Annotated in this window: 18 protein-coding genes; 8 read left to right on the forward strand and 10 right to left on the reverse strand. The window is 39.9% G+C overall.

Translation table 11 applies throughout. The annotated features are described in order from the left end of the window. Window positions 1–9: 9 nt before the first annotated feature. The 3 genes from FTU62_RS11935 to znuB are packed head-to-tail and all read left to right on the forward strand — an operon-like array spanning window position 10 to window position 2,075. Window positions 10–507, forward strand: a complete 498-nt coding sequence (locus tag FTU62_RS11935; protein WP_078191481.1) for a transcriptional repressor — start codon at window positions 10–12, stop codon at window positions 505–507. Next, the gene (gene znuC / locus FTU62_RS11940) at window positions 480–1,271 is read left to right on the forward strand and encodes a zinc ABC transporter ATP-binding protein ZnuC (RefSeq protein ID WP_180039825.1); all 792 of its coding nucleotides are present in this window, start codon (window positions 480–482) and stop codon (window positions 1,269–1,271) included. The genes FTU62_RS11935 and znuC overlap by 28 nt, the downstream gene beginning before the upstream one ends. Before the next feature lie 3 nt (window positions 1,272–1,274). Next, the gene (znuB, locus tag FTU62_RS11945; protein ID WP_111885884.1) at window positions 1,275–2,075 is read left to right on the forward strand and encodes a zinc ABC transporter permease subunit ZnuB; all 801 of its coding nucleotides are present in this window, start codon (window positions 1,275–1,277) and stop codon (window positions 2,073–2,075) included. Window positions 2,076–2,181: 106 nt separating this feature from the next. Here the strand turns inward: znuB and FTU62_RS11950 are convergent, their stop codons facing one another. Further along, on the reverse strand, window positions 2,182–2,802 hold the full coding sequence (locus FTU62_RS11950; protein ID WP_180102777.1) for a LysE family transporter: 621 nt from the start codon (window positions 2,800–2,802) through the stop codon (window positions 2,182–2,184). 159 nt (window positions 2,803–2,961) lie between these two features. On the opposite strand from FTU62_RS11950, the gene FTU62_RS11955 reads away from it, so the two are divergent. Then, window positions 2,962–3,882, forward strand: coding sequence for a Dyp-type peroxidase (locus FTU62_RS11955; RefSeq protein ID WP_180102778.1), 921 nt, complete (start codon window positions 2,962–2,964; stop codon window positions 3,880–3,882). A 42-nt stretch (window positions 3,883–3,924) separates the two neighbouring features. On the opposite strand, the gene FTU62_RS11960 is transcribed toward FTU62_RS11955, so the two are convergent. Genes FTU62_RS11960 through FTU62_RS11975 form a run of 4 tightly spaced genes read right to left on the reverse strand, consistent with a single transcriptional unit; the run spans window position 3,925 to window position 10,775 of the window. Next, complete coding sequence (locus tag FTU62_RS11960; RefSeq protein WP_180005344.1) at window positions 3,925–4,575, reverse strand: hypothetical protein; 651 nt, start codon at window positions 4,573–4,575, stop codon at window positions 3,925–3,927. After that, window positions 4,572–6,884 carry a hypothetical protein gene (locus tag FTU62_RS11965; RefSeq protein WP_180102779.1) on the reverse strand — a complete coding sequence of 771 codons (2,313 nt, stop codon included), beginning with the start codon at window positions 6,882–6,884 and terminating at the stop codon, window positions 4,572–4,574. The genes FTU62_RS11960 and FTU62_RS11965 overlap by 4 nt, the downstream gene beginning before the upstream one ends. Beyond that, window positions 6,868–7,449, reverse strand: a complete 582-nt coding sequence (locus tag FTU62_RS11970; protein ID WP_180102780.1) for a hypothetical protein — start codon at window positions 7,447–7,449, stop codon at window positions 6,868–6,870. Before FTU62_RS11970 ends, FTU62_RS11965 begins: the two co-directional genes overlap by 17 nt. Before the next feature lie 11 nt (window positions 7,450–7,460). Continuing rightward, complete coding sequence (locus tag FTU62_RS11975; RefSeq protein ID WP_180102781.1) at window positions 7,461–10,775, reverse strand: type VI secretion system Vgr family protein; 3,315 nt, start codon at window positions 10,773–10,775, stop codon at window positions 7,461–7,463. 230 nt (window positions 10,776–11,005) lie between these two features. On the opposite strand from FTU62_RS11975, the gene FTU62_RS11980 reads away from it, so the two are divergent. The 3 genes from FTU62_RS11980 (at window position 11,006) to FTU62_RS11990 (ending at window position 15,293) form a co-directional block, all read left to right on the forward strand. Next, window positions 11,006–12,160 (forward strand): methionine aminotransferase, encoded by a 1,155-nt coding sequence (locus FTU62_RS11980; protein WP_180102782.1) that lies wholly within the window; start codon window positions 11,006–11,008, stop codon window positions 12,158–12,160. Window positions 12,161–12,306: 146 nt separating this feature from the next. Then, on the forward strand, window positions 12,307–13,674 hold the full coding sequence (locus FTU62_RS11985; protein ID WP_180102783.1) for an MATE family efflux transporter: 1,368 nt from the start codon (window positions 12,307–12,309) through the stop codon (window positions 13,672–13,674). Window positions 13,675–13,928: 254 nt separating this feature from the next. Then, window positions 13,929–15,293 carry an LLM class flavin-dependent oxidoreductase gene (locus FTU62_RS11990; protein ID WP_180102784.1) on the forward strand — a complete coding sequence of 455 codons (1,365 nt, stop codon included), beginning with the start codon at window positions 13,929–13,931 and terminating at the stop codon, window positions 15,291–15,293. 165 nt (window positions 15,294–15,458) lie between these two features. Here FTU62_RS11990 and FTU62_RS11995 read toward each other — a convergent pair whose 3' ends face one another. Both FTU62_RS11995 and FTU62_RS12000 read right to left on the reverse strand, forming a co-directional pair. Beyond that, a complete protein-coding gene (locus tag FTU62_RS11995; RefSeq protein ID WP_180102785.1) occupies window positions 15,459–16,283 on the reverse strand; it encodes an ABC transporter ATP-binding protein in 825 nt (274 codons plus the stop codon). Window positions 16,284–16,328: 45 nt separating this feature from the next. Next, entirely contained in the window at window positions 16,329–16,544 is a 216-nt protein-coding gene (locus FTU62_RS12000; RefSeq protein ID WP_067765474.1) for a molybdopterin-binding protein, read from the reverse strand. 230 nt (window positions 16,545–16,774) lie between these two features. Between FTU62_RS12000 and FTU62_RS12005 the strand changes: the two genes are divergently transcribed. Next, complete coding sequence (locus FTU62_RS12005) at window positions 16,775–17,869, forward strand: sigma-54-dependent Fis family transcriptional regulator (RefSeq protein ID WP_180094574.1); 1,095 nt, start codon at window positions 16,775–16,777, stop codon at window positions 17,867–17,869. Between the two features lie 171 nt (window positions 17,870–18,040). Here FTU62_RS12005 and FTU62_RS12010 read toward each other — a convergent pair whose 3' ends face one another. Genes FTU62_RS12010 through FTU62_RS12020 form a run of 3 tightly spaced genes read right to left on the reverse strand, consistent with a single transcriptional unit; the run spans window position 18,041 to window position 20,783 of the window. Next, the gene (locus FTU62_RS12010) at window positions 18,041–18,871 is read right to left on the reverse strand and encodes an ABC transporter permease (protein WP_180102786.1); all 831 of its coding nucleotides are present in this window, start codon (window positions 18,869–18,871) and stop codon (window positions 18,041–18,043) included. A 20-nt stretch (window positions 18,872–18,891) separates the two neighbouring features. Next, a complete protein-coding gene (locus FTU62_RS12015) occupies window positions 18,892–19,725 on the reverse strand; it encodes an ABC transporter ATP-binding protein (RefSeq protein ID WP_078191496.1) in 834 nt (277 codons plus the stop codon). 2 nt (window positions 19,726–19,727) lie between these two features. After that, a complete protein-coding gene (locus FTU62_RS12020) occupies window positions 19,728–20,783 on the reverse strand; it encodes an ABC transporter substrate-binding protein (RefSeq protein WP_257223198.1) in 1,056 nt (351 codons plus the stop codon). Between the last annotated feature and the right edge of the window lie 8 nt (window positions 20,784–20,791).

A 20,791-nucleotide genomic window follows, 5' to 3' on the forward strand; every position in this document is an offset into this window, starting at 1 on the left:
AGGTTGGCTATGAGCGCCTGTTCACACGAACATCATAATGCTTTGCATGGTGTACACGATCATCATAATGTCGAACAGCGCCTTGCTGAAGCTGAGAGTCTCTGTAGTGCGACGGGTGCTCGACTTACGCCCTTGCGTAAAGAAGTATTAGAACTGATCTTAAATGCAACAGGACCAATGGGCGCTTATGACCTTTTGGCTAAAATCAAAAGTGAGTCTGACCGACCTGCAGCTCCACCGACAGTGTACCGTACGCTGGATTTTCTGCTTGAAAAAGGTTTGATTCACCGTCTGACTTCGATTAATGCGTACATCCCGTGTTGCCATCCGCGCGAAGGACATCAAGCAGCATTTCTGATTTGCACAGACTGTAAAATAGTCAAAGAAGCATCTGCTCAAGGCTTGATGGCGCAACTCGATGAATTGTCTGCATCCGATGGCTTTACTGCACATCACAGTATTATTGAAATTTCAGGGATCTGTCAGCAGTGCCGCAGCAAACACTAAATGTAAAGCCCATTGTGGCTTTAGAGCATGTTCATGTCCGAATCGATGAACGTGACATTTTAAAAAATGTGGATTTCGCCTTACACGAAAAAGAAATTGTCACATTGATTGGTCCCAATGGTGCAGGCAAATCCACGCTAATCAAAGTGTTGTTGGGTATTGTAAAACCTGTATCTGGCAAAGTGATCAGCACACAAAAATTAAAATTCTCATATGTGCCACAAAAATTTAATCCATCACACAGCTTACCGCTACGTGTGTGTGATTTATTGGCCCTAGAAAAATGTGATGCCAGCATTAAGCAAGAAATTATTCGTGATACAGGCATTGCCAAGTTACAACAATCTAAAGTTCAGCAACTATCGGGCGGCGAACGTCAACGTGTATTGATTGCACGGGCATTATTGCGTCAACCGAATGTATTGGTTCTGGATGAACCTATGCAAGGTCTGGATATCCAGTCTGAAGCGGAACTGTATGACTACGTGCGTAGCTTGCCAGAAAAATATGGCTGTGCGGTTTTGATGGTTTCTCATGATTTACAGTGGGTCATGCAAGGCACGCACCGTGTGGTTTGCCTGAACAAACATATTTGTTGCAGTGGCTTGCCTGAAAATGTACAGCAACATCCTGAATATCAAGCGATCTTTGGAACAAATCGTGTGTTCTATCAACACCATCACGATCACTGTGCGCATGGCGATAGTGCAACGCCTTGCCAGCATGACTCTCGTCCCCATATTCACCCTGAACCGGAAGCATAATCCATGATGGAATGGCTACAACTCCTTTTGCCAGCATGGATCATGGGCACTTTGCTGGTGTTCCTGACTGCACCCCTCGGCTGCTTGATGCTTTGGCGTCGCATGTCTTTTTTTGCAGACACCATGGCGCATGGCACTTTACTCGGTGTCGCCATTGCCGGTGCAATGAGTCTACCACTTTGGACAGGCGTTACATTGATTGCGCTCTTATTGGTTGCAATCTTATGGGTGTTACACGACCCTCGCTTGCCCAATGACGCTTTGCTCGCGCTATGTTCAGCAACACTCCTGTGCTCTGGCTTACTCTTCATACAACATTTGCCCAGCTTAAGACCTGAATTACTCAGCTATTTATTTGGTGATTTACTCACCATTTCTTGGTCAGATTTGCCTGTCTTTGCAATGGTGATCATTGTGGCACTGACCGTGCTGTATAAAAGTTGGCAATCGCAGATTCAGATTGCCATTGACCCCGATATTGCGGTCAGTGAAGGTGTCAGCGCTAAATGGCAACGTCTGATTTTTATGTTATTACTGGCATTATTTACCGTATTGGCTTTACGTGCTGTCGGCTCATTGCTGATGGGTGCATTGTTAGTGATTCCTGCATTAACCGCTCGTTTATTGGCAAATTCCCCGAAACAAATGGTGCTGTGGTCTTTCATCATTGCCCAAGTCGGTGTGACCGTGGGGTTATGGTCAAGTGCTGGTTTAAACACCTCTACAGGACTGACTATTGTATTAACCATGGCGCTGCTCTTTGCCCTGATTTTTATTCTGCAAAAATTTAAGAAAGTGGCTTAAGTAACAACGTTCATTGTTCAATTCGCGACATATCAAAAAAAAAGCCATGCAGTTGCATGGCTTTTTTTGCACGTCAAATACAATGTTCAGAATCATCTCACTGGATTTATTGATGCACCAAACTCAATAAACTCGCAGCACAAGCAAATAATACCGCAAAGGTTCGATTCAAATATTTTTGTTGTTTAGGTGATTTTAATAACCGCAGCACTTTTGCAGCGAGACCGGTATACCCCGCCATGACAATCAGATCAATGCTAATCATTGTTGCAGCCATGATGACATATTGAATCCATTGGGGTTTGGATAAATCTAAAAACTGCGGCAAAACCGCCAACAAAAATACAATCGCTTTAGGGTTGCTCATATTGACCAAAAAGCCATGTAAAACTAATTTTGAACGTGATTTATTTGGTAAATCTTGTTGGATTTCAATTGACTGTGTTGGCGCTGTCCACTGTAAATAAGCCAAATACAATAAATAGACCACTCCAAACCATTTCACGATCAGAAAAGCCCATGGTGTCGTCGCAAATAAGACCCCTGCCCCAGCTGCAACAATGGCGATCTGAACCAAAAGTGCCAATTGCAGGCCGATTGCATTCCAATACCCATGCTTAAACCCATAATTCAAACCACTCGACATAGACGCAATTGCACCTGCACCTGGGGAAACACTAATTACCCAACATGCCAACATGTATGCAATCCAGATTTGATAGGACATCATTAGCTCAAGTTTGAAATGGGTCTGTATTATATGACATTTACTCTATTTTCATGACAATAATGCACGCTAAAAGGCCAAATGAAGGCTACACTCTCAGCGCTGCTTAAGGCACAATATACACAGCCACTCAGAAATTATAATTTTTAGGAGCCATGAATGTCTGCTCAATCTGTAATTTTGCCATTACCCTCAGATCATGCTCGTTTTATTGTTTTACGTTTAAAAGATTTAACGATTAGCGAATTAAAAGAACAACTTGAAGACTTATTTAGCACTCGTGATCGTCTGATTACCCAACATCCTAATGCACAGATTAAAACAGCTGTGGCTTTTGGACCTGAACTTTGGGCACAACTTTATATTCAATCTCCAGCAGGCTTTAAACAACTTGATCCAATTCAAGGTTCATTTAACATGCCTGTAGCCCCAGCAGATGTACTGATTCACATTGCAGCACAGCGTACAGATATTTGCTTTGCTTTAAGCCAAGCTTTCTTTGATGGCATTCAAGATAAAGTGGAGGTTTTAGATGAGCGTGTTTGCTTCCGCAATTTCGATGGCCGTGACTTAACTGGCTTTATTGATGGTACTGAAAACCCTCAATTTCCAGATGACCGTGCTGAAACAGCATTATTAGCAGAAGATGCGGGTATTTTTGCTGATGGTTCTTTTGTCTTTGCACAGCGTTATGCACACAATTTAGATAAGTGGAAAAAGCTCAAAGTTGATGCACAAGAGCATGTGATTGGGCGTACCAAACTTGAATCGATTGAGTTGAACGAAGACGAACAACCTGAAAACTCACATGTATCACGTACCGTTGTTGAAGATGGTGAGGGTGAAGAACTCGCAATTTTGCGTCATTCATTGCCTTATGGCGATGGCCGCGGTGACCAAGGTTTGTTCTTTATTGCCTATACCAAAGATCTCAGCATTATCGACAGCATGCTGGTTCGCATGTTCGGTACGAGCGGTGACGGCATTCACGACCGCTTACTACATTTTGTAACGCCAATGGACGGAGCGTATTACTTTGCACCAAGTGAAGAGTTATTAGAAGAAGTTTTAGAAGATTAAATAAATAAAGCCGACGAGAGTCGGCTTTTTATTCTTAGAAAATCAAATTATTTTAAAATAAATTTTCTCTCCCTCAGAACATACTCTATAAAAAATTCCGGAAAAATTGTTTTTTGGATCTAAATCACTCATATAAGAATTACAATCCAATAAGTAAGTATTGTCTTTTTGTTTTTCCAAAATAATTTTTTGCGGTTGCTTAAATGAATATTCATCATAATATTCATTAAGGTAATAAATACTTTCTTTTGATTTAGATGATTCAACATCTTTAAAAGAATCACCTCCTCCTATTGGGTTCATCTTTCCATAGGATTGAAATATTTTATCGACATTAAAAATCAGATTTTCATTATTGTTTAACCGAGTTAACTTGGCCCATCCCATCTCAATATTTTCTATCATAAAAATTTTGTAAAAAATTTCGTAATTTTCACCATTTTTTTTGATAAAAAACTCATCATTATTTGGTTTATAAGCATTTAGAAAATAACTTTCATCTAGCACACTAGGCTTAAGAATTCTGCAATTCCGTTTGACATTGCATTGTTTAAACGCATAATAAAAATCAACTCTTTCATATATTTTCTCATTTTTATTACTAACTGCATTTAAATCAATATTTTGTTCGCGATCCGATGAATTACATCCTACTAACAAACTACAAGCTATTATTATATGATAAAAATTCATTGCATAATCTCAATATGCATAGCGCCCTCACCTTTTGCATCACCCGGAATAAATCCAGAAATTTTTCCTTCAGACTTAGCTTTAATACAGACATTTTTAAATTTTTGCCCTAAATTACTTAAGTTTGTATTCGAACCAAATCCATTACTATTTAATCCAATGTCTACTACATTCATCTTTTCATACTGAGTTTGAGATACACAATGCAGCGAAACTCTTAGTCCTTTACCTTGAAACTCAATAATTTTTTCAACCATTTTTTTTATGGTAGCATCTTTAGATAAGCCTTTTTTCTTACAATCATCACGTACTCTTTTTACTGCCTCACCAGGTGCACTGTAACTAATAGTTGTGTTGTACATTGCTCTTGCTTGTGATTCTGGAGTTCTTATAGTACTTGTGATCAGAATTTCTTTCATTCCCGCTTCCTTCGCAAGATACGCTAGTACATTTTTTGTTTTTTGACTAACAATATCTTTCCTCCACTGTTCAGCTACACCATTAAATCCAACATTAACTCCTTGTACTGCCAATGGTATTGAAGGTTTATCTATTTTTAAATCTATATCTTTCATTCCATTTCTGATTACATCATTAAAATGGACTATCTCCTTTTCAGATTCAAGTGTGATAACTTTTATATTCTGACCAACATTAGCTTTATGTATTTTTTTTCCTAATCCATGAGTACCACTTGAATGATTTCTTTTGTTACCTCTATATTCTATTAAATAATTACCACCACTAAATAGCTGATCAGTTTTTTTATCATATGTAAGAACACTGAACTCTGCTTCTTCATTATTGTCATTAACTGTAGTTTTTGGGTGTCCATCTTGACTTGTTGCTTGTGTTTGATCTCTTTTGGGAGTTTCATCTCGAGTTTGTTGCTCTTGGCTAGTATTTTTGGTTTTTGATGATTTTTTTTCAGCATTTATCAAATCTAAATCTTTACTTGCTTGTTCCAACACCTGAGAGTCAACATCTATGAATCTAATAGTTTTATTTTTATCGACTTTTATTGTTAATAAATTTTGACCATTTCTTAATTTATAATTTAAATCAAAACCTGGCATAGCATTTACAATTATCTTACCTTCATCATTAGTTTTTTTAGGGTATTCTTTACCTCTGTACCATTGTACTAAATTTAAATTTTTTATAGATTTTCCACTTTTTTTATGCCTAAAAATTATTTCAAATTTATGTAACTTAATTTGTATATCATATATTTTTTTATCATTTAATACAGTGAAAATTCCAACTTCTTGTTTGGAATCTCTTCCACTAACTAAAACTGCGATTTTTTCTCCACTTTCTGCCTGAATACCTTTTTCAACACCATCATTTTCAGTTGAGTGTTTTTTCTCTTTTCCCTTATATTTTAAAAAATAAGAAATTCTTGAAATCGGTTTTCCATCACTATCTAAAACTCTAAGATCAAATTTTACATCCAATTTATTAGAATTATTTTCTTGATTATTACTATTTTCAGCATTTCCTCTTCCGTCTTTATTATTTTGTGGTAGCTCCTGGTTATGTTTATCTGTTTGTGTTTTTATACCACCCATTCCATTATCTACTACAATTATGACATGATGGTTTTTTCCATCAGCAATCAACATTAATTCTTTATTATTTTCATCTTTCACAGATGAGCCATCAACAGAAAATCTTGCTCCCCATCCACCCTTTACTAAAATAGATCTAATAAAGCCCTCTTCATCTATTAACAAATTACTCATTGTTGGAATATATGTTGTCTTCTTATAACTTACATTGACTCTTGATCCCATTAATTTTTTAGCAGATTGATCGATGAATTTAATAAAAAATCGTGAAGTTCCTTTATACCTTATCCAGCACATATCATCATTTTCAGTACCATTTATTTTCACTTCTTCTGTTAATTCGTTGACAAAATTTGGTGGATATTTATAATTTTTTGGGTCCTTATTATTCAAAAATTTTTGAGCTTTTGGGCTATAATATAATACCACTCCATTTGTGAAATCTTCTTCTTCCCTCATGTAAATAGGGTACACAGCATCTATAATATCTTGAGTATCCTTTGAAACCTTATTAGAATTCATTTCAGCTTTAACCTTTTTTACAGCAGCCGTTTGTTCAGTTAAAGCATCAAAATCATCATATAAATATTGTATAATGCTTGTATGACCTACCCACTCACCAAACCCTAATCGATTCATAATACAATGTGCAACTGCTTTTTTTGAAGTAATGCTACAAACACCTGCTTCTCCAGAGATTGTTGCAACAAATGCTATAAATTCATCTGAATACTTCATTATTTTCTCCGCATGGTTTTATTATTGTTTTTTTAATTAATAAACTTGAATAATCATCTGCCAACAATATTAAATTACCATTTTCTAAAAATTTACTTTTCTTTTTAAAATAATTATAATAATCAAATCTTTGATTTAACCCCAAGTATTCCTTATCATTTAAATCAGCAATAATTTTTTTCCTACCAGTGAAAATTATCCTTGCATATATTTTCTTCTTAACACTATCACTTTCTATCAAACAATGATTATTTTCATTAAAAGCAATAAATTCATTAGTAGAATCTTCACTAGTTTCTCCATAAAAAAAGTTTACTTGGCATGGCGATCCACACGAAACTCTAACCCTAAATATATCACTATTAATCTTTGTGATAATTGGAGACTTAACATCTTCTAGCAATAATTTATTGTCCCCATCAACTACTCGGTAAATATTGCAACTTGATTCATATTTGTCTGTGCATTTTGAAACTATTTCAAAATCAGGCCCTTTGGCGTATATTATATTGTTGATAGAAAAGAAATTTATCAAAAACAATCCAATTAAAATATATTTATTCAAGATAATACCTTCTATATTTCTAAATTAATTTCATCACAAAGATGCATTTCGTCATCACATCCGCAACCTTGAATTTCTTCATCTAAAGACTCTGCATCCATTGCTGCATTTTTTTGATATAGAGTTATATAAGCACCTGGTACTAATGCCAGTTCTACATTTTCAATAGCATCACTATAAATACGTGCACTACTTTGTTGCTCAAACTGGTACTCAGCTTCAATTTTTTTAGAATGGTTAATAAGTTTATATTTCATATTTTTTAATATATTAGTATCAAATATTTGACTTAAGTCAAATCTCATACTATACAGCCCACTTTCAGGCAGCTTAGGCAATTGTGCATTTACAGTCGCTCCTCCCACAAAACTATGCTGCCCTGCCTTACTCTCAAACTTGCCACCTGTCGTGGTAAATATTCCACTGCCATTAATTTTGAGTTGTGAACCGCCTGCAGTCAGTACAATTTCTTTAGGACTGGTAATTTCAATTTTATCTTCTGTTGAAATGAGCTTAATCACCTTTCGTGCAATTGCTTCAATAGCATCATCTTGGGCTTGTAATTCAACTTTCCCTTTTGCGGCATAAGCACTCAGGCCCTTTTGAGCCGCAAACAGACTGATTTTGTCTTGTGCATGACCGACAATATTCTTTTGAGCACTGAAATTAATCGAACCTTGCGCACTTTCTGCAATATCCTGCGAGGCTTGTAAAACAATATCTTCCGGTGTAGTGAGTGCAATACCATTAGGTGATGCAAGCAACATCAACGCTTGGCGGAATAATTTGCCTTGTTCTTGTTTTACCGCTGTATTGGATTTTTCTAAACCTTGCGCATAGCCTTCCATAAAGCCTTGTACTTTTTCTAATGCTTTTATGGGTGTCATCGCTGGTGGCAAACCAAAACCACCATTATTCAACAAATCATCAGGGTTAAATTTGATGTCTTCGATCAATTTACCCACATCTTTTAATGCTTTTAATGGATCTTCTTTGAGGTTACTTTTCAGACTTGCAACCCGCCCTTGAATCACATCCTTACCATTTTCTTCAATATGATCTATGACAGACTTTAAGTTATCAAAGGCATCTTCGGCATCATTAAAGAATGCTTTAAATTCTTTTACTGTACTTTTGACATCATGTGCGATTGAACCCATTTCTTTGACAAAACTTTTGCAGTTTTTTAACGCTGCCAATGGGTCTCGACTTAGCTCCTCCTTGAACAAATTTAAAGTCGCTTTGACACCTTCGGCAGTACTTTTGATTTCTAAAGAGTTTATTAACTTCGGCAAACGATTAATCACATTTAATGCATCGGTCTGCTGCTTTACGGCTAAATCGCTCAGCATATTCATGCTCTGATGCCCTTGATTTAAAAGAGACTGAGCTTCAGCAGCAGCAAGATGATCGGCAACGGCTTTATCCTGCGCATAGGTACTAATAAGTAAACCTTTACCTGCACGCATTGCCCCCCAAGCATCCGTTCGCAGCTCAAAACCCTCTCCTCGACCATGGCTACTGTCTTGTTCTTTAGGATGGCTGAGATTACCTAAATTCAGCTGTGTCGCTGCATGACTACTTTGTAATTGGGTACTGATCTGCCCCGTCGTGTCATCAAAGCGCAGTTGGTTAAAGCCTGCTCCCGCAACTTCTTGCGAGCGGATACCACTGAGTTTTTTGGTTTCAGGAAGCTGACCTTTGAGGTCAAACATGGTCTGAGATCGTTCAGCTTCATGTATTCGTCCTACTACAAAGGGACGATCGACATCTCCCTCAAAAAAGTCGATAACCACAATCTCGCCAATACGAGGATGAAAACGTGCGCCATAACCTTCACCTGCCCATGGGGTCAGCACATCAACCCAAGCCGAGTCACTGTCATTATCATTACTCCCTGCTCCACCATCATGACTATGGTCATCGCTGCGGGTGAACGTAAACCGAACTTTGATACGCCCCCAAGCATCGACATATATACTTTCACCTTCTGGACCGACCACTTTAGCCCGCTGTGGAAACGCAGGTGGCCGGTGTAATAAAGGATCATATTCAGGCACCACAGAAATTTGCCGACGGACCACATACAGCTCGTTGGCCTGCCTTTCATCCCCTAAAGATAGCCAACGGCTCGCGGCAAGTAACTTTTCTAATTGAACCAAAATATCTTTGGGTAAATTATTCTGGTTATAAAATGCTTTGCCCAATATGAGAAATTCACGATCTGTCGTTTGATGTTGATCGATTTCAGGATGATTTTCTAATTCAAACCAATACCCAACTTGTGCATCCCTTACGCTACTGCTGGCGGTAAAATATTTGGCTTGTAATTCCTGATATTGATTGAGTTGCCGATTCAACTGATCCAATTGCTGTGTATTTGAAGTGGTCGCCTGATCTGCACCTTTAAGGTCGGTTGTCCAAGCCGAACTCATGGTCCACGCCTGCTCTAAACTTAAGGTTTCATTGTGCTGTTGCTCACTCTGTGCATGGGCGCTTAAGAGTGGATTACTTTGGTCTTGTGCCAATTGTTGAGCTTGCCAACGCTGCGTTTGAATCGTGGTCGATTGTAAAAAACGTTCTGCCACAAAACTGGTGATCGTGTCCAAGCGTTCCGTGGCATGACTCCGATGAAAGCGAATTTTTTTCCGTTCCAAAGCACTATAAGCTTGATTGGTATCAATTAAACGCAGCTGCTGTGCTTGCATTGGTGCAGCCGAAAATGCAACAAATAACTCAGCTTCATCAATTAACCAATTGATCCCTTCACTGCGCCAAAGGCGGGTTAAAAATGCATAATCACTTTCATTCGCCTGCATGGTAAATGGACGCACATCATAAGTACGTGCCAGCCCCTCTAAGTTCAAGCTTAAACTGGCAGCAAACAGCGCACTTTTTTTCTGCCATTCACTAAAAATAATCTCGGTCATCTCCCGTACCGATTTATTCATAAAGACACGGCTGTTACGACGCTTATGCCAGAGTGCTGTGGCATCCTCAATCACCAGCTTATAAACGGTCAATGCACCATCACTTTGACCTTGGCTTGCACCTGTAATCACACCAGTCAGGCGACTGAGTTGTCCCAAATCTGTCACTTGATCGACAGCCACTCGGCCGCCTATAAACTGCTTTAAAGCCAAATGAGCATTGGTCGAGAGACAAATAATTTCCGCACGAAAGCCTTGATTGATACGGTGTTGACCTTCAATCCGTTGAATAAAAACTTCGGTGTTTAATGGTTCATTTGAGAAATGAATGTGTAGCGCACGTTTCTGTACGCTAAAGCCAAAGTTTTCCACCATGGCGTGAATATTTTTAAGCATTGTTATTATGTATTTAATTTTTTTAATGACGGCATTTTAGGAAATGTTTATTTTTTCGTCTACCCTATTTTGCAAATAATTTGTTGAATTCTTCTTTTTGGCTTTCACATCACTTTAGGATTCAAGTGAATAGGAACATCAATACTGGATCATTTTTGCTGAGCTAACTTTTCGCAGCCGCTGAGATGCTGCTACACTCAAAATGCAATCTATAAAAAATTTTAAGCTCCATGATCACAATTGAATCCAAACTGCCTGCCCAAGGTGTGACTATTTTTAGCGTTATGAGTGCAATGGCGCAGCGTCTAAATGCACTGAACTTATCTCAAGGTTTTCCTGATTTTCCTGCACCTCCAGCACTGTTAAATGCGCTAAGTGATGCGACGCAACAGGGTTTTAACCAATATGCACCCGGCGATGGACTGATGCATTTACGTGAGCAATTGGTCCAACTGTTTGCCCATCGAGACCAATTAAATATTGACCCTCACACCGAAGTGACCATTACCCCGGGTGCAACCATTGGTATTTTTAGTGCCATTCAAGCTGTGGTTCATGCGGGTGACGAAGTGATTATTTTCGACCCGAGCTATGACAGTTATGCGCCCAGTGTAAAATTGGTTGGGGCTCATCCCATTCACATTGCCTTAGAGACGCCCCATTTTACTGTGGATTGGAATCGTGTTGCCGCTGCGATTAACGATAAAACCCGGATGATTATTGTCAATACACCGCACAATCCAACAGGTGCTATTTGGGATCGTGAGGACTGGCTCAACTTGATCGAACTGATTCGAGATAAAAATATTATTGTGCTGTCGGATGAGGTTTATGAGCATTTAATTTTTGATGGTCGTCAGCATCTATCTGCTTTGTCATTTCCTGAGCTGCGTGAACGCAGTTTTGTCGTGGGCTCATTTGGTAAAACTTTTCACGTCACAGGTTGGAAAACCGGTTATTGCATTGCAGCGCCAGCCTTGATGCAAGTGTTTCGCCAAATCTATCAATTTGCCAATTTCTGCGGTGTTACGCCCGTACAAATGGCACTGGCTAACTTTATGGCAGAACATCCTGAGCATATTGCTGAATTGGCCGATTTTTACCAAGCCAAACGTGACCGTTTCAATGCCGGCTTAAGCCACTCTAGATTTGAGTTGATTCCATCGGCAGGTACCTATTTCCAAAACCTTGATTACAGTGCCATACGCCCAGATTTAAGCGATGTGGAAATGTGTCAGTTGTTGGCAGAACAATATAAAATCGTGGCGATTCCTGTCTCGGTATTCTATCAAAAACCGCCGGAAAATTTACGATTATTACGTTTCTGTTTTGCCAAACAAGATGCCACCTTAGATCGAGCTGCAGAGATTCTCTCCGCGGTTTAAAGCCGTATCTGCCCAAACGTTTTTTAAAACAGACATGTAGAAATAATGAAGCCTTGGTTACTCAAAAACTAAGGCTTTTTTGAATGCCAACATGATAGTGTTATCAGTAACTTAAAATCATAAAAAGCCGCGTCTAGGACCTGAGCATGTCAAAACAACAGTCCCTCGTTACTCAGCAAAATTTATGGAAAACGTTTTTAGTTTTTCTGGTGCCTTTGATCGCCACCAATATTTTGCAGAATTTATCTGGGACCATTAACACCGTTTTTGTCGGTCAGATGCTTGGGGTGCATGCCATTGCAGCCGTTGCGGTATTTTTCCCGATCTTGTTCTGTTTAATGGCTTTTGTGATTGGACTCTCGGCAGGTGCAACCGTGTTGGTGGGTCAAGCTTGGGGCGCGCAAAACCTTGAAAAAGTTCGTACTGTGGTGGGTTCCACCCTTTTTATGACCTTGATTGGTGGCAGCATTATTGCCTTTTTAGGGATGATATTTGCCAAGCCCATTTTATTGGCCTTAGGCACAGCCCCAGACGTGATGCATTTATCTTTGCCTTATGTGCAATGGATGCTTGCGGGTAGTCCACTACTCTTTATTTATATTATTTACACCTCGATTTTGCGTGGGGTCGGTGACAGTACAACACCGCTGATTGCGTCAGGTATGACCATTGGTTCAGGGCTGATCATTACACCAGTACTAATTGCAGGAAAATTTGGATTTCCAAGTTTAGGTATTATTGCCCCTGCCATTGCCAGTCATATCGGCTTTTTAATTGCCTTGGTATTTTTATATTTCTACTTAAAAAAGAAAGATCACCCGCTCAAACTCGACTTCGAGTTGATTCGTCATATTCGCCATCAACATGATCTCAGCAAAATTATCTTAAAACTAGGCATTCCTACGGGTATTCAGATGGTCACGACCTCTGTGGCTGGTCTCGTGATTGTCGGTTTAGTTAACCGCCATGGTGCTGATGCTACTGCTGCATATGGCGCGGTCAATCAGGTTTTGAACTATATCCAATTCCCGGCCTTGTCCATCGCGATTGCGGCTTCTATTTTTGCAGCACAAGCCATCGGTTCAGGTCATTCTGAATTAATTAATCGTGTGAAACGTACGGCCATCGGGATGAATTTCATTATTACTGGTATCTTGGTGGCATTGGGCTATTTGTTCTCTAAATATTTAATGGCGCTGTTTATTACAGATCCTGAAGTTGTGGTTCTCGGTCAAGAATTGCTGTTCATTGTGCTTTGGTCGATTTTATTTTTTGGTGCCAGTGCGATTTTTGCTTCCATTATGCGGGCCAGTGGAACGGTGACCGTGCCGATGATTATTAATATTATGGCGATTATTTGCATTGAAGTGCCGTGTGCCTACCTATTTAGTGAATGGTGGGGCTTAAAAGGCATTTGGTATGCCTATGCCTTGGCCTTTGTCAGCTTATGTATTTTACAAGGGCTGTATTACCAACTGGTATGGAGACGAAAAGCCATCAAAGTATTGCTATAAGGCTCGCTAATAGCGTTCAATGCCAATCCGCAGCTTTGCATCTCAATATGGAAAATCTTGTACGGATCCATGCATAAAGTTTGCCGTTAAACTGCTGTTTATTTTTCAACATTTGGTTTTATATCCTGTTGATTTATCTACACCTAGAACCAATTAAAATTAAAAATTGCATATTTTCAAACAATTACGGTTTGGCATAGATTTTGTTCTTATCCCTTTTATCTTTTAAGAATAATTGGGATGAGAAATTTTTTATGTCTAAACGTCAAATAAAGCTTGGGGCTTTTATTCCAACCACCTCACAGCATGTCGCGGGTTGGCGTCATCCTGAATCTCGCCCACAAGATCATCTCAATATTGATTATGCAATTGAACTGGCAAAAACCGCAGAACGTGGTTTATTCGATGCCTACTTTCTTGCCGATGGTCTGTCTGTCCGTTGGAGTTCTGCTGTCGAAGGTGAGAAAGGTTTGGGCGATAAAGGCGTCGGCTTTGAACCTGTTACATTGTTTGCAGCCCTGTCTGCTGTGACGCAAAATATTGGCTTTATTGCCACAGCGTCCACGACTTATGAAGACCCCTACATTTTGGCGCGAAAATTCGCTTCTTTAGATCATATTTCTAAAGGTCGTGCTGCGTGGAATGTAGTAACGACAGCCTCTGCCGATGCCGCAAAAAACTTTAACATTCAGCAGCACCCTGAACCCAAAGAGCGTTACGAACGTGCCGATGAATTTATTGAGGTGACTCAAAAACTTTGGGACTCATGGGAGGATGATACCTTCCATTACAACAAAGAAACTGGGCAATTTTTTGATGCCCGAAAACAACATCAGCCCAATCATCAGGGCCAATACTATCAGGTACTGGGTGCTCTCAACGTCTCTCGCCCACCGCAAGGCTATCCGGTGATTGTTCAAGCAGGACAATCTGAAGACGGTCGTGAACTAGCCGGTAAATATGCCGAAGTGATTTTTACAGCACAGCAGAACTTAGCAGATGCGCAAGCCTTTTATCGTGATGTCAAAAACCGCTTAGTGAAATATGGCCGCCATGCACATGACTTGAAAATTATGCCGGGGGTTTCGATTTTTGTTGCCAATACAGAGCAAGAAGCCCAAGAAAAATATGACTTTTTAAATAACTTAATTCACCCAGAAGTGGGTTTAAGTTTATTGTCTGCTTTGGCAGGCGGCATTAATCTGGCCAAATTTGATCTAGATGCCCCTTTCCCGAAAATAGAAGATGCAGACATTAATTTCTCCAGTCGTCAGCAAATGATGATTGATATTGCCCGGAAGCACAATTTTAGTATTCGTCAGCTCTATCAATATATCGCTTCAGCCCGTGGACATTGGACCTTGATTGGCACGCCTGAACAAGTCGTAGATCAACTGCAAGAATGGTTTGAGAATGACGCTGCCGATGGTTTTAATGTCCTACCGCCAACAACACCTGCGGGGTTAAATGATTTTGTCGATCTCATCGTTCCTGAACTGCAACGTCGCGGTCTATTCCGAACGGCTTATGAAGGCAAGACCTTACGAGAAAACTTAGGTTTAAAACGACCTGAAAACCAATATGTTTTAGAAAAAAGACATACCTCCCAAGCCTCATAAACCAACGTTTAATAAAACTGAAAAACAAATGCCCCAACTGGGGCATTTTTATGGACTGATATTAATCTAACTTAAGCGATGATCATACTGACCTATATTTGATAAGCCTAAAAAAAGCCCTGAATTCAGGGCTTTTACATTGTCTAGGTGATGGTCAATTCAGACTTACCATGCAAATTTATAATCGGCAAATCGGTTAGATAAAGGTTCAAGCAACTGATCTTTTACTGGATCACTAAAGTCAGTCAAAATGTCATTTTTAATATTGATCAGACGGACATCTTCGCGTTTACGCGGATGGGCTAAATGAATATCTACAATACGTTTAATTCGTCCCGGATGTGGCTGCATGACCACTACCCGATCACCCAAAAATACCGCTTCTTCGACATCATGGGTGACAATGATCATGGTGATTTTTTCACTTTGCCAGATTCGCTGTAATTCATCCTGTAAATTTTGACGCGTCAACGCATCAAGTGCGCCAAAGGGTTCATCGAGCAGTAAAATCTGTGGTCGATTCACCAAACTACGGGCAATCGCCACACGTTGATTCATCCCACCAGACAACTGCGAAGGATAAGCATCTTTAAATTGGGTTAATTTGACCAACTCTAAATGTTCATCAATCAATACATCTTCTTCTGCACGGCTAAACTGGCTTTTATGCAATGCAATCCGTACATTTTCCCGTACTGTCAACCATGAAAACAGGCGATGATCTTGAAACACGATACCACGTTCCAAACTCGTGCCCTGTATAGGCTGACCATCAACCAAAATCTGGCCCTGAAACTGACGCTCTAGACCAACCAACAACCGTAATAATGTGGATTTTCCGCAGCCACTACTTCCCACAATACTAATGAACTCACCCGGCTGAATATTCAGGTTAATGTCCTTAAGTACGGTTAAGTCTTCTTGCTTTTGTGTGGGATAATGTTTCGTTAGCTGCTGAATAGAAACCGAACCAGCTTGTTCTACGCTCATATCATTATTCTCTATTTGTGCTGACAAACTTTGCTGGACTAAACCTTAGAGTTTAGCCAGTGACACTTCCGTCGATTTAATTAACACCACCACCTCTGAACCTACTTTTAAATCTAAATCCTTCACCGAACGCGTCGTGATCACGGACGTAAAAAAGCCCGCTTTGGTTTCCACATCAATTTCTGAAACCACAGGACCTTCTACGATTTCATTAATCACGCCTTTGAATTGGTTTCGCACATTTACTGAAGTAATCGCCATTTTAATTATGCCTTTTGTTATTTAGAGAGCTTTACTATAAAACAGCTCAATCACTTGCTATATCTTGATTTATCCTTTAGTTATCCCGATTTTATTTATCTTAAAATCAGATAAATAATCCACACATGAATTTATCGGTGAAACTGATATTTAAATATCGAATTATTATTTATCTTTTATTTTTAAATCTTTCATCATGATCTGCATTTTCAACAACTATAAGAAACGATATGTCTATTTTGACCCATCCTGCAGTGCCCTCTGCACTGAAACATAAACGGGCAACAGCGACGGTCTTTGCAGACCCGTTATCGCAAGCGTTGTTGTCTCGAATTGAACAAATTGCACCAAGTGAGGCCAATGCACTCATCATTGGTGATACAGGCACAGGTAAAGAATTGGTTGCACGCCAAATCCACCAATTGAGCCATCGTGCCAAAGGTCCATTTATCGCAGTGAACTGTGGTGCCTTTACCGAATCATTAGTCGAAAGCGAATTATTTGGACATGAAAAAGGAGCCTTTACAGGGGCAATTAATAGCCGTGTCGGTTGGTTTGAAGCAGCCCATAATGGCACCTTATTTTTAGATGAAATTGGTGACCTGTCCTTGCCTATGCAAGTCAAATTACTCCGTGTTTTACAAGAAAGAGAGATCGTTCGAGTCGGCTCACTCAAATCCATTCCAATTAATGTCCGAATCATAGCCGCAACCAATGTTGATTTAGAGCATGCCGTACAGGACGGGCGTTTCAGGGAAGATTTATTCTACCGCTTACATGTGGCGTTGCTACGCATTCCACGTCTCTCAGAGCGTCGTGGTGACATTTTGCCTTTGGTTAAACACTTCATTCAGGTCTATCAAACCAACCCACATGACACACCATTACGCCTCAGCCCATTGGCGCTCAAGAAACTCCATTTACATAGCTGGCCGGGAAATATTCGCGAATTAGAAAATACCATTCAACATGCGATTTTAGTCAGTGAAAAAGGTGTGATTGAACCAGAAGATATTAGTTTTTCGAGTATTCAAAGTGCATCGTCGTTTTCGCGTGCAGAACCTTTTAACTTACAAAATGCCACCTCTGCTGTAGCCAACATCAAAGATATTCAAGATGCTGGACAGTTACTTGAGCAGACCTTTTTACAAATTTTTCAAGCCGCAAATCAACTTAAGCATGACAATATTAATGATCTGATTGAAGAAAAATTTATCCGAAGTGCGTATCAGCACTGTCAATACAATCAAGTGCATACGGCTCGTTTGCTTGGAGTGACAAGGAACGTGATTCGCACTCGCCTAATTAAATATGGCTTATTATAAATAAGTCATATTTTTATTTACTCCACATTAAAATAATAATCCCAAAAACTGATACATAAATATTCATCTACATTATTCTTTATTCATTGCATTATTTTAAGTATAAAAAATCAGTAATAAAAAACCTCGGTATATCCCGAGGTTTTTATTTATTTTTCCATTTCGTATAGATTATTCCACGGGGTTTCGTTTCCACGCTGTAAAGTATTTTTCTAGTCCAATCAAGAAATAGTTAAAGGATAAGCCTACGAGGGTAATGACTAATATGCCTACAAACATTTGTGGAATTTCAAAGCTAAATTGCGAATAAATAATCAGATATCCCAGACCTGCTTTGGCACCAAACATTTCTACTGCAACTAAGGCCAAAATCGAAATCGCCCCTGCCAGACGGATACCGACAAAAATCGTCGGAACCGACGCAGGCAGAATCACTTTTCGAAACAATTGATAGGGTTTTAGGCCCATGGTTCGTGCCGATTTAATCAGTAAAGTATCGACCGTTTGTACGCCTGTAATAGTGTTCAATAAAATCGGCCATGTGCATGCATACACCAACAGGCTGATTTTTGAAGTTTCACCAATACCTAAAAATAAGATGAACAGCGGCATTAATGCCAATGCTGTGGTATTTCGAAACAATTCTAACAATGGATTTAAGGTTTCAGCCACGAGCTTGTACCAACCAATGATGAGACCTAAAGGAATTGCGATCGCTAGGGCCAAAATGAAACCAATAATGGAACGCTTTATACTGGCCAAGAAATGGATGCCTAATTGACCGCTTTGATATAGCTGCCATGTAGTTTCCAATACCACAGATAACGGCGGTAAAAAAGCCGGATTGACCACACCACTCCGCGGCAGAATCTCCCACAGCAAGAAAAAAGTTACAATGGCAATGGTGCGTTTAAAGACCGTGTTTAACCAAGTGAATTGTAGTCTGGGTTTAATGTCGTTATACGATTGCGTATAACTGATGGCTTGTTTAGTCGATAACATAAATAAATCCTCTGAATATTTTAGTTATGTGCAAGCTGTTTATGTTTTTCGAGGGCTTGCGCTTTAATCACTTCTTCACTGAGCAATGACCAAATTTTATGGCGAATTCGGCCATATTCAGGCAATGAACGGACATCTTCACTAGAACTGCGCAGGCTTTGCGGAATTTCAATTACTTCCTTAATCCGCCCCGGTCTTGAGGTCATAATCGCCACACGCTGGCTCAGATAAATTGCTTCATCAATACTGTGAGTAATAAAAACAATGGTTTTTTTCGAACTTTTCCAGATATTAATCAGCTCAGCTTGTAAGGTTTCTCGGGTTTGCGCATCTAGGGCAGCAAAGGGCTCATCCATTAATAAAATTTCTGGTTCATAAGCCAAACTTCGGGCAATCGCAACCCGCTGTTTCATCCCGCCGGAAAGCTCATTCGGATAATGCTTTTCAAAGCCACTGAGACCCACAAGCTGCAAATAGTATTCGGCTTTTTCACGGCGTTCTTTTTTTGCTACGCCTTTGGCTTCTAGACCAAATTCGATATTTTCCAGTGCGGTTAACCATGGATAGAGCGCATATTGCTGAAACACAATGCCACGGTCTAAACCCGGTTGAGTAATCTGCTTACCACTCAGTAAAATCTGCCCTGCAGACGGTTTGGTTAAACCCGCAATTAAGTCTAATAATGTAGATTTTCCACAGCCACTTGGCCCCACGATTGAAACAAATTCACCCGGCTGAATATCCAAAGTGACATTTTCTACAGCAACAAATTCAGGCTTATAGTTTTTACTGCCGACATGGTTCTGTGCAGGAAAAACCTTACGCACGTGATCTAAATGTAATGCACTGGTCATTGTTATATTCCTTTTGATTTTGGGTCTTGCGCATAGGGATTAAATTCATTGCTATAGATGCGACTGACCTCAATTTGATTTGGTTTTAATTTGTGTTCTTTTTCTAAGGCACTCACCCATGGGGCAAAATCCTGATCTTTTTGCACACCACCCACTTCGTGGACACCTGTGCCTGTGTAATATGGAATCAGTGCTGTATTTTCATTGCGTTGACGTTTTTCGATAATACTTTCCATACGGGCAATGATTTGCTCTTTCGGCGTGTTGTGTAGCCATTCTTGAGCTTTGGCCACGCCACTGACAAAGGTGCGAGCCAACTCGGGATGCGCTTGAATAAAATCTCCGCGCATCGAAAAACTGCCTGCGGTAAAGGGGCCGTATAAGTCAATATCTTTAAAGATGCTACGTACACCACCATTTTTTAAGGCCCGTTTTTCCAAAATGCCAGAGAACACTGCAATATCAATTTGCCCATTCCGTAGAGCTTGTTCTGAGCTCACGGGTGGCAACATAATCAGTTCGACCTGACGGATTTCATCATCAGTTAAGCCATGACGGGCCAAATAATCTTTCACCACAAAGTCATAATGTGCCCCATAGGCATTCACTGCGACTTTCTTGCCGATAAAGTCTCGTGGGCCACGAATAGGACTATTTTCTAGCACGTAGAAACCCACGTTTTGTTCAGCATCACTGCCATAAGATGCCACTACGGGGACCACATCTAGACCCGCGGCAATAACTTTCACCACAGCACCATTAAAGGCGCCAGCGAAATCAACATCTCCTGCCACCAAGGTAAGTAAATCTTGTGGCCCACCTTGTACTGTACCGACATAATTGAGTTTAACGTCACCTAAATAGCCCAAGTCTTGTGCCAATTCAGGTAAGGACACCAGTCCCGGATAGCTTTGATAGCGTAGTTCTTTTAAAGCCACTTGCTGAGGTTCATCCACTTGCTGCGTGCTGCAACCAACCAAGACTGTGCCACCGACCAACGCTGCAAGGAACATATTGCGCCAGAGTTGAGGAATTTTATGGATTGTCATTTTTTTCATTGTTATGT

The organism is Acinetobacter sp. YH12126 (genome assembly GCF_013418745.1).
In the GTDB taxonomy this organism is placed as follows: Bacteria; Pseudomonadota; Gammaproteobacteria; order Pseudomonadales; family Moraxellaceae; genus Acinetobacter; species Acinetobacter amyesii.

Bases quoted from the DNA above. Each gene is read 5' to 3' on its own strand.
- FTU62_RS11950 (WP_180102777.1), bottom strand. From the start codon at position 2,802: ATGTCCTATCAAATCTGGATTGCATACATGTTGGCATGTTGGGTAATT.
- FTU62_RS11955 (WP_180102778.1), top strand. From the start codon at position 2,962: ATGTCTGCTCAATCTGTAATTTTGCCATTACCCTCAGATCATGCTCGT.
- FTU62_RS11990 (WP_180102784.1), top strand. From the start codon at position 13,929: ATGTCTAAACGTCAAATAAAGCTTGGGGCTTTTATTCCAACCACCTCA.
- FTU62_RS12000 (WP_067765474.1), bottom strand. From the start codon at position 16,544: ATGGCGATTACTTCAGTAAATGTGCGAAACCAATTCAAAGGCGTGATT.
- FTU62_RS11975 (WP_180102781.1), bottom strand. From the start codon at position 10,775: ATGCTTAAAAATATTCACGCCATGGTGGAAAACTTTGGCTTTAGCGTA.
- FTU62_RS12020 (WP_257223198.1), bottom strand. From the start codon at position 20,783: ATGAAAAAAATGACAATCCATAAAATTCCTCAACTCTGGCGCAATATG.
- FTU62_RS11985 (WP_180102783.1), top strand. From the start codon at position 12,307: ATGTCAAAACAACAGTCCCTCGTTACTCAGCAAAATTTATGGAAAACG.
- FTU62_RS11965 (WP_180102779.1), bottom strand. From the start codon at position 6,884: ATGAAGTATTCAGATGAATTTATAGCATTTGTTGCAACAATCTCTGGA.
- FTU62_RS11935 (WP_078191481.1), top strand. From the start codon at position 10: ATGAGCGCCTGTTCACACGAACATCATAATGCTTTGCATGGTGTACAC.
- znuB (WP_111885884.1), top strand. From the start codon at position 1,275: ATGATGGAATGGCTACAACTCCTTTTGCCAGCATGGATCATGGGCACT.
- FTU62_RS11960 (WP_180005344.1), bottom strand. From the start codon at position 4,575: ATGAATTTTTATCATATAATAATAGCTTGTAGTTTGTTAGTAGGATGT.
- FTU62_RS12015 (WP_078191496.1), bottom strand. From the start codon at position 19,725: ATGACCAGTGCATTACATTTAGATCACGTGCGTAAGGTTTTTCCTGCA.
- FTU62_RS11995 (WP_180102785.1), bottom strand. From the start codon at position 16,283: ATGAGCGTAGAACAAGCTGGTTCGGTTTCTATTCAGCAGCTAACGAAA.
- FTU62_RS12010 (WP_180102786.1), bottom strand. From the start codon at position 18,871: ATGTTATCGACTAAACAAGCCATCAGTTATACGCAATCGTATAACGAC.
- FTU62_RS11980 (WP_180102782.1), top strand. From the start codon at position 11,006: ATGATCACAATTGAATCCAAACTGCCTGCCCAAGGTGTGACTATTTTT.
- FTU62_RS12005 (WP_180094574.1), top strand. From the start codon at position 16,775: ATGTCTATTTTGACCCATCCTGCAGTGCCCTCTGCACTGAAACATAAA.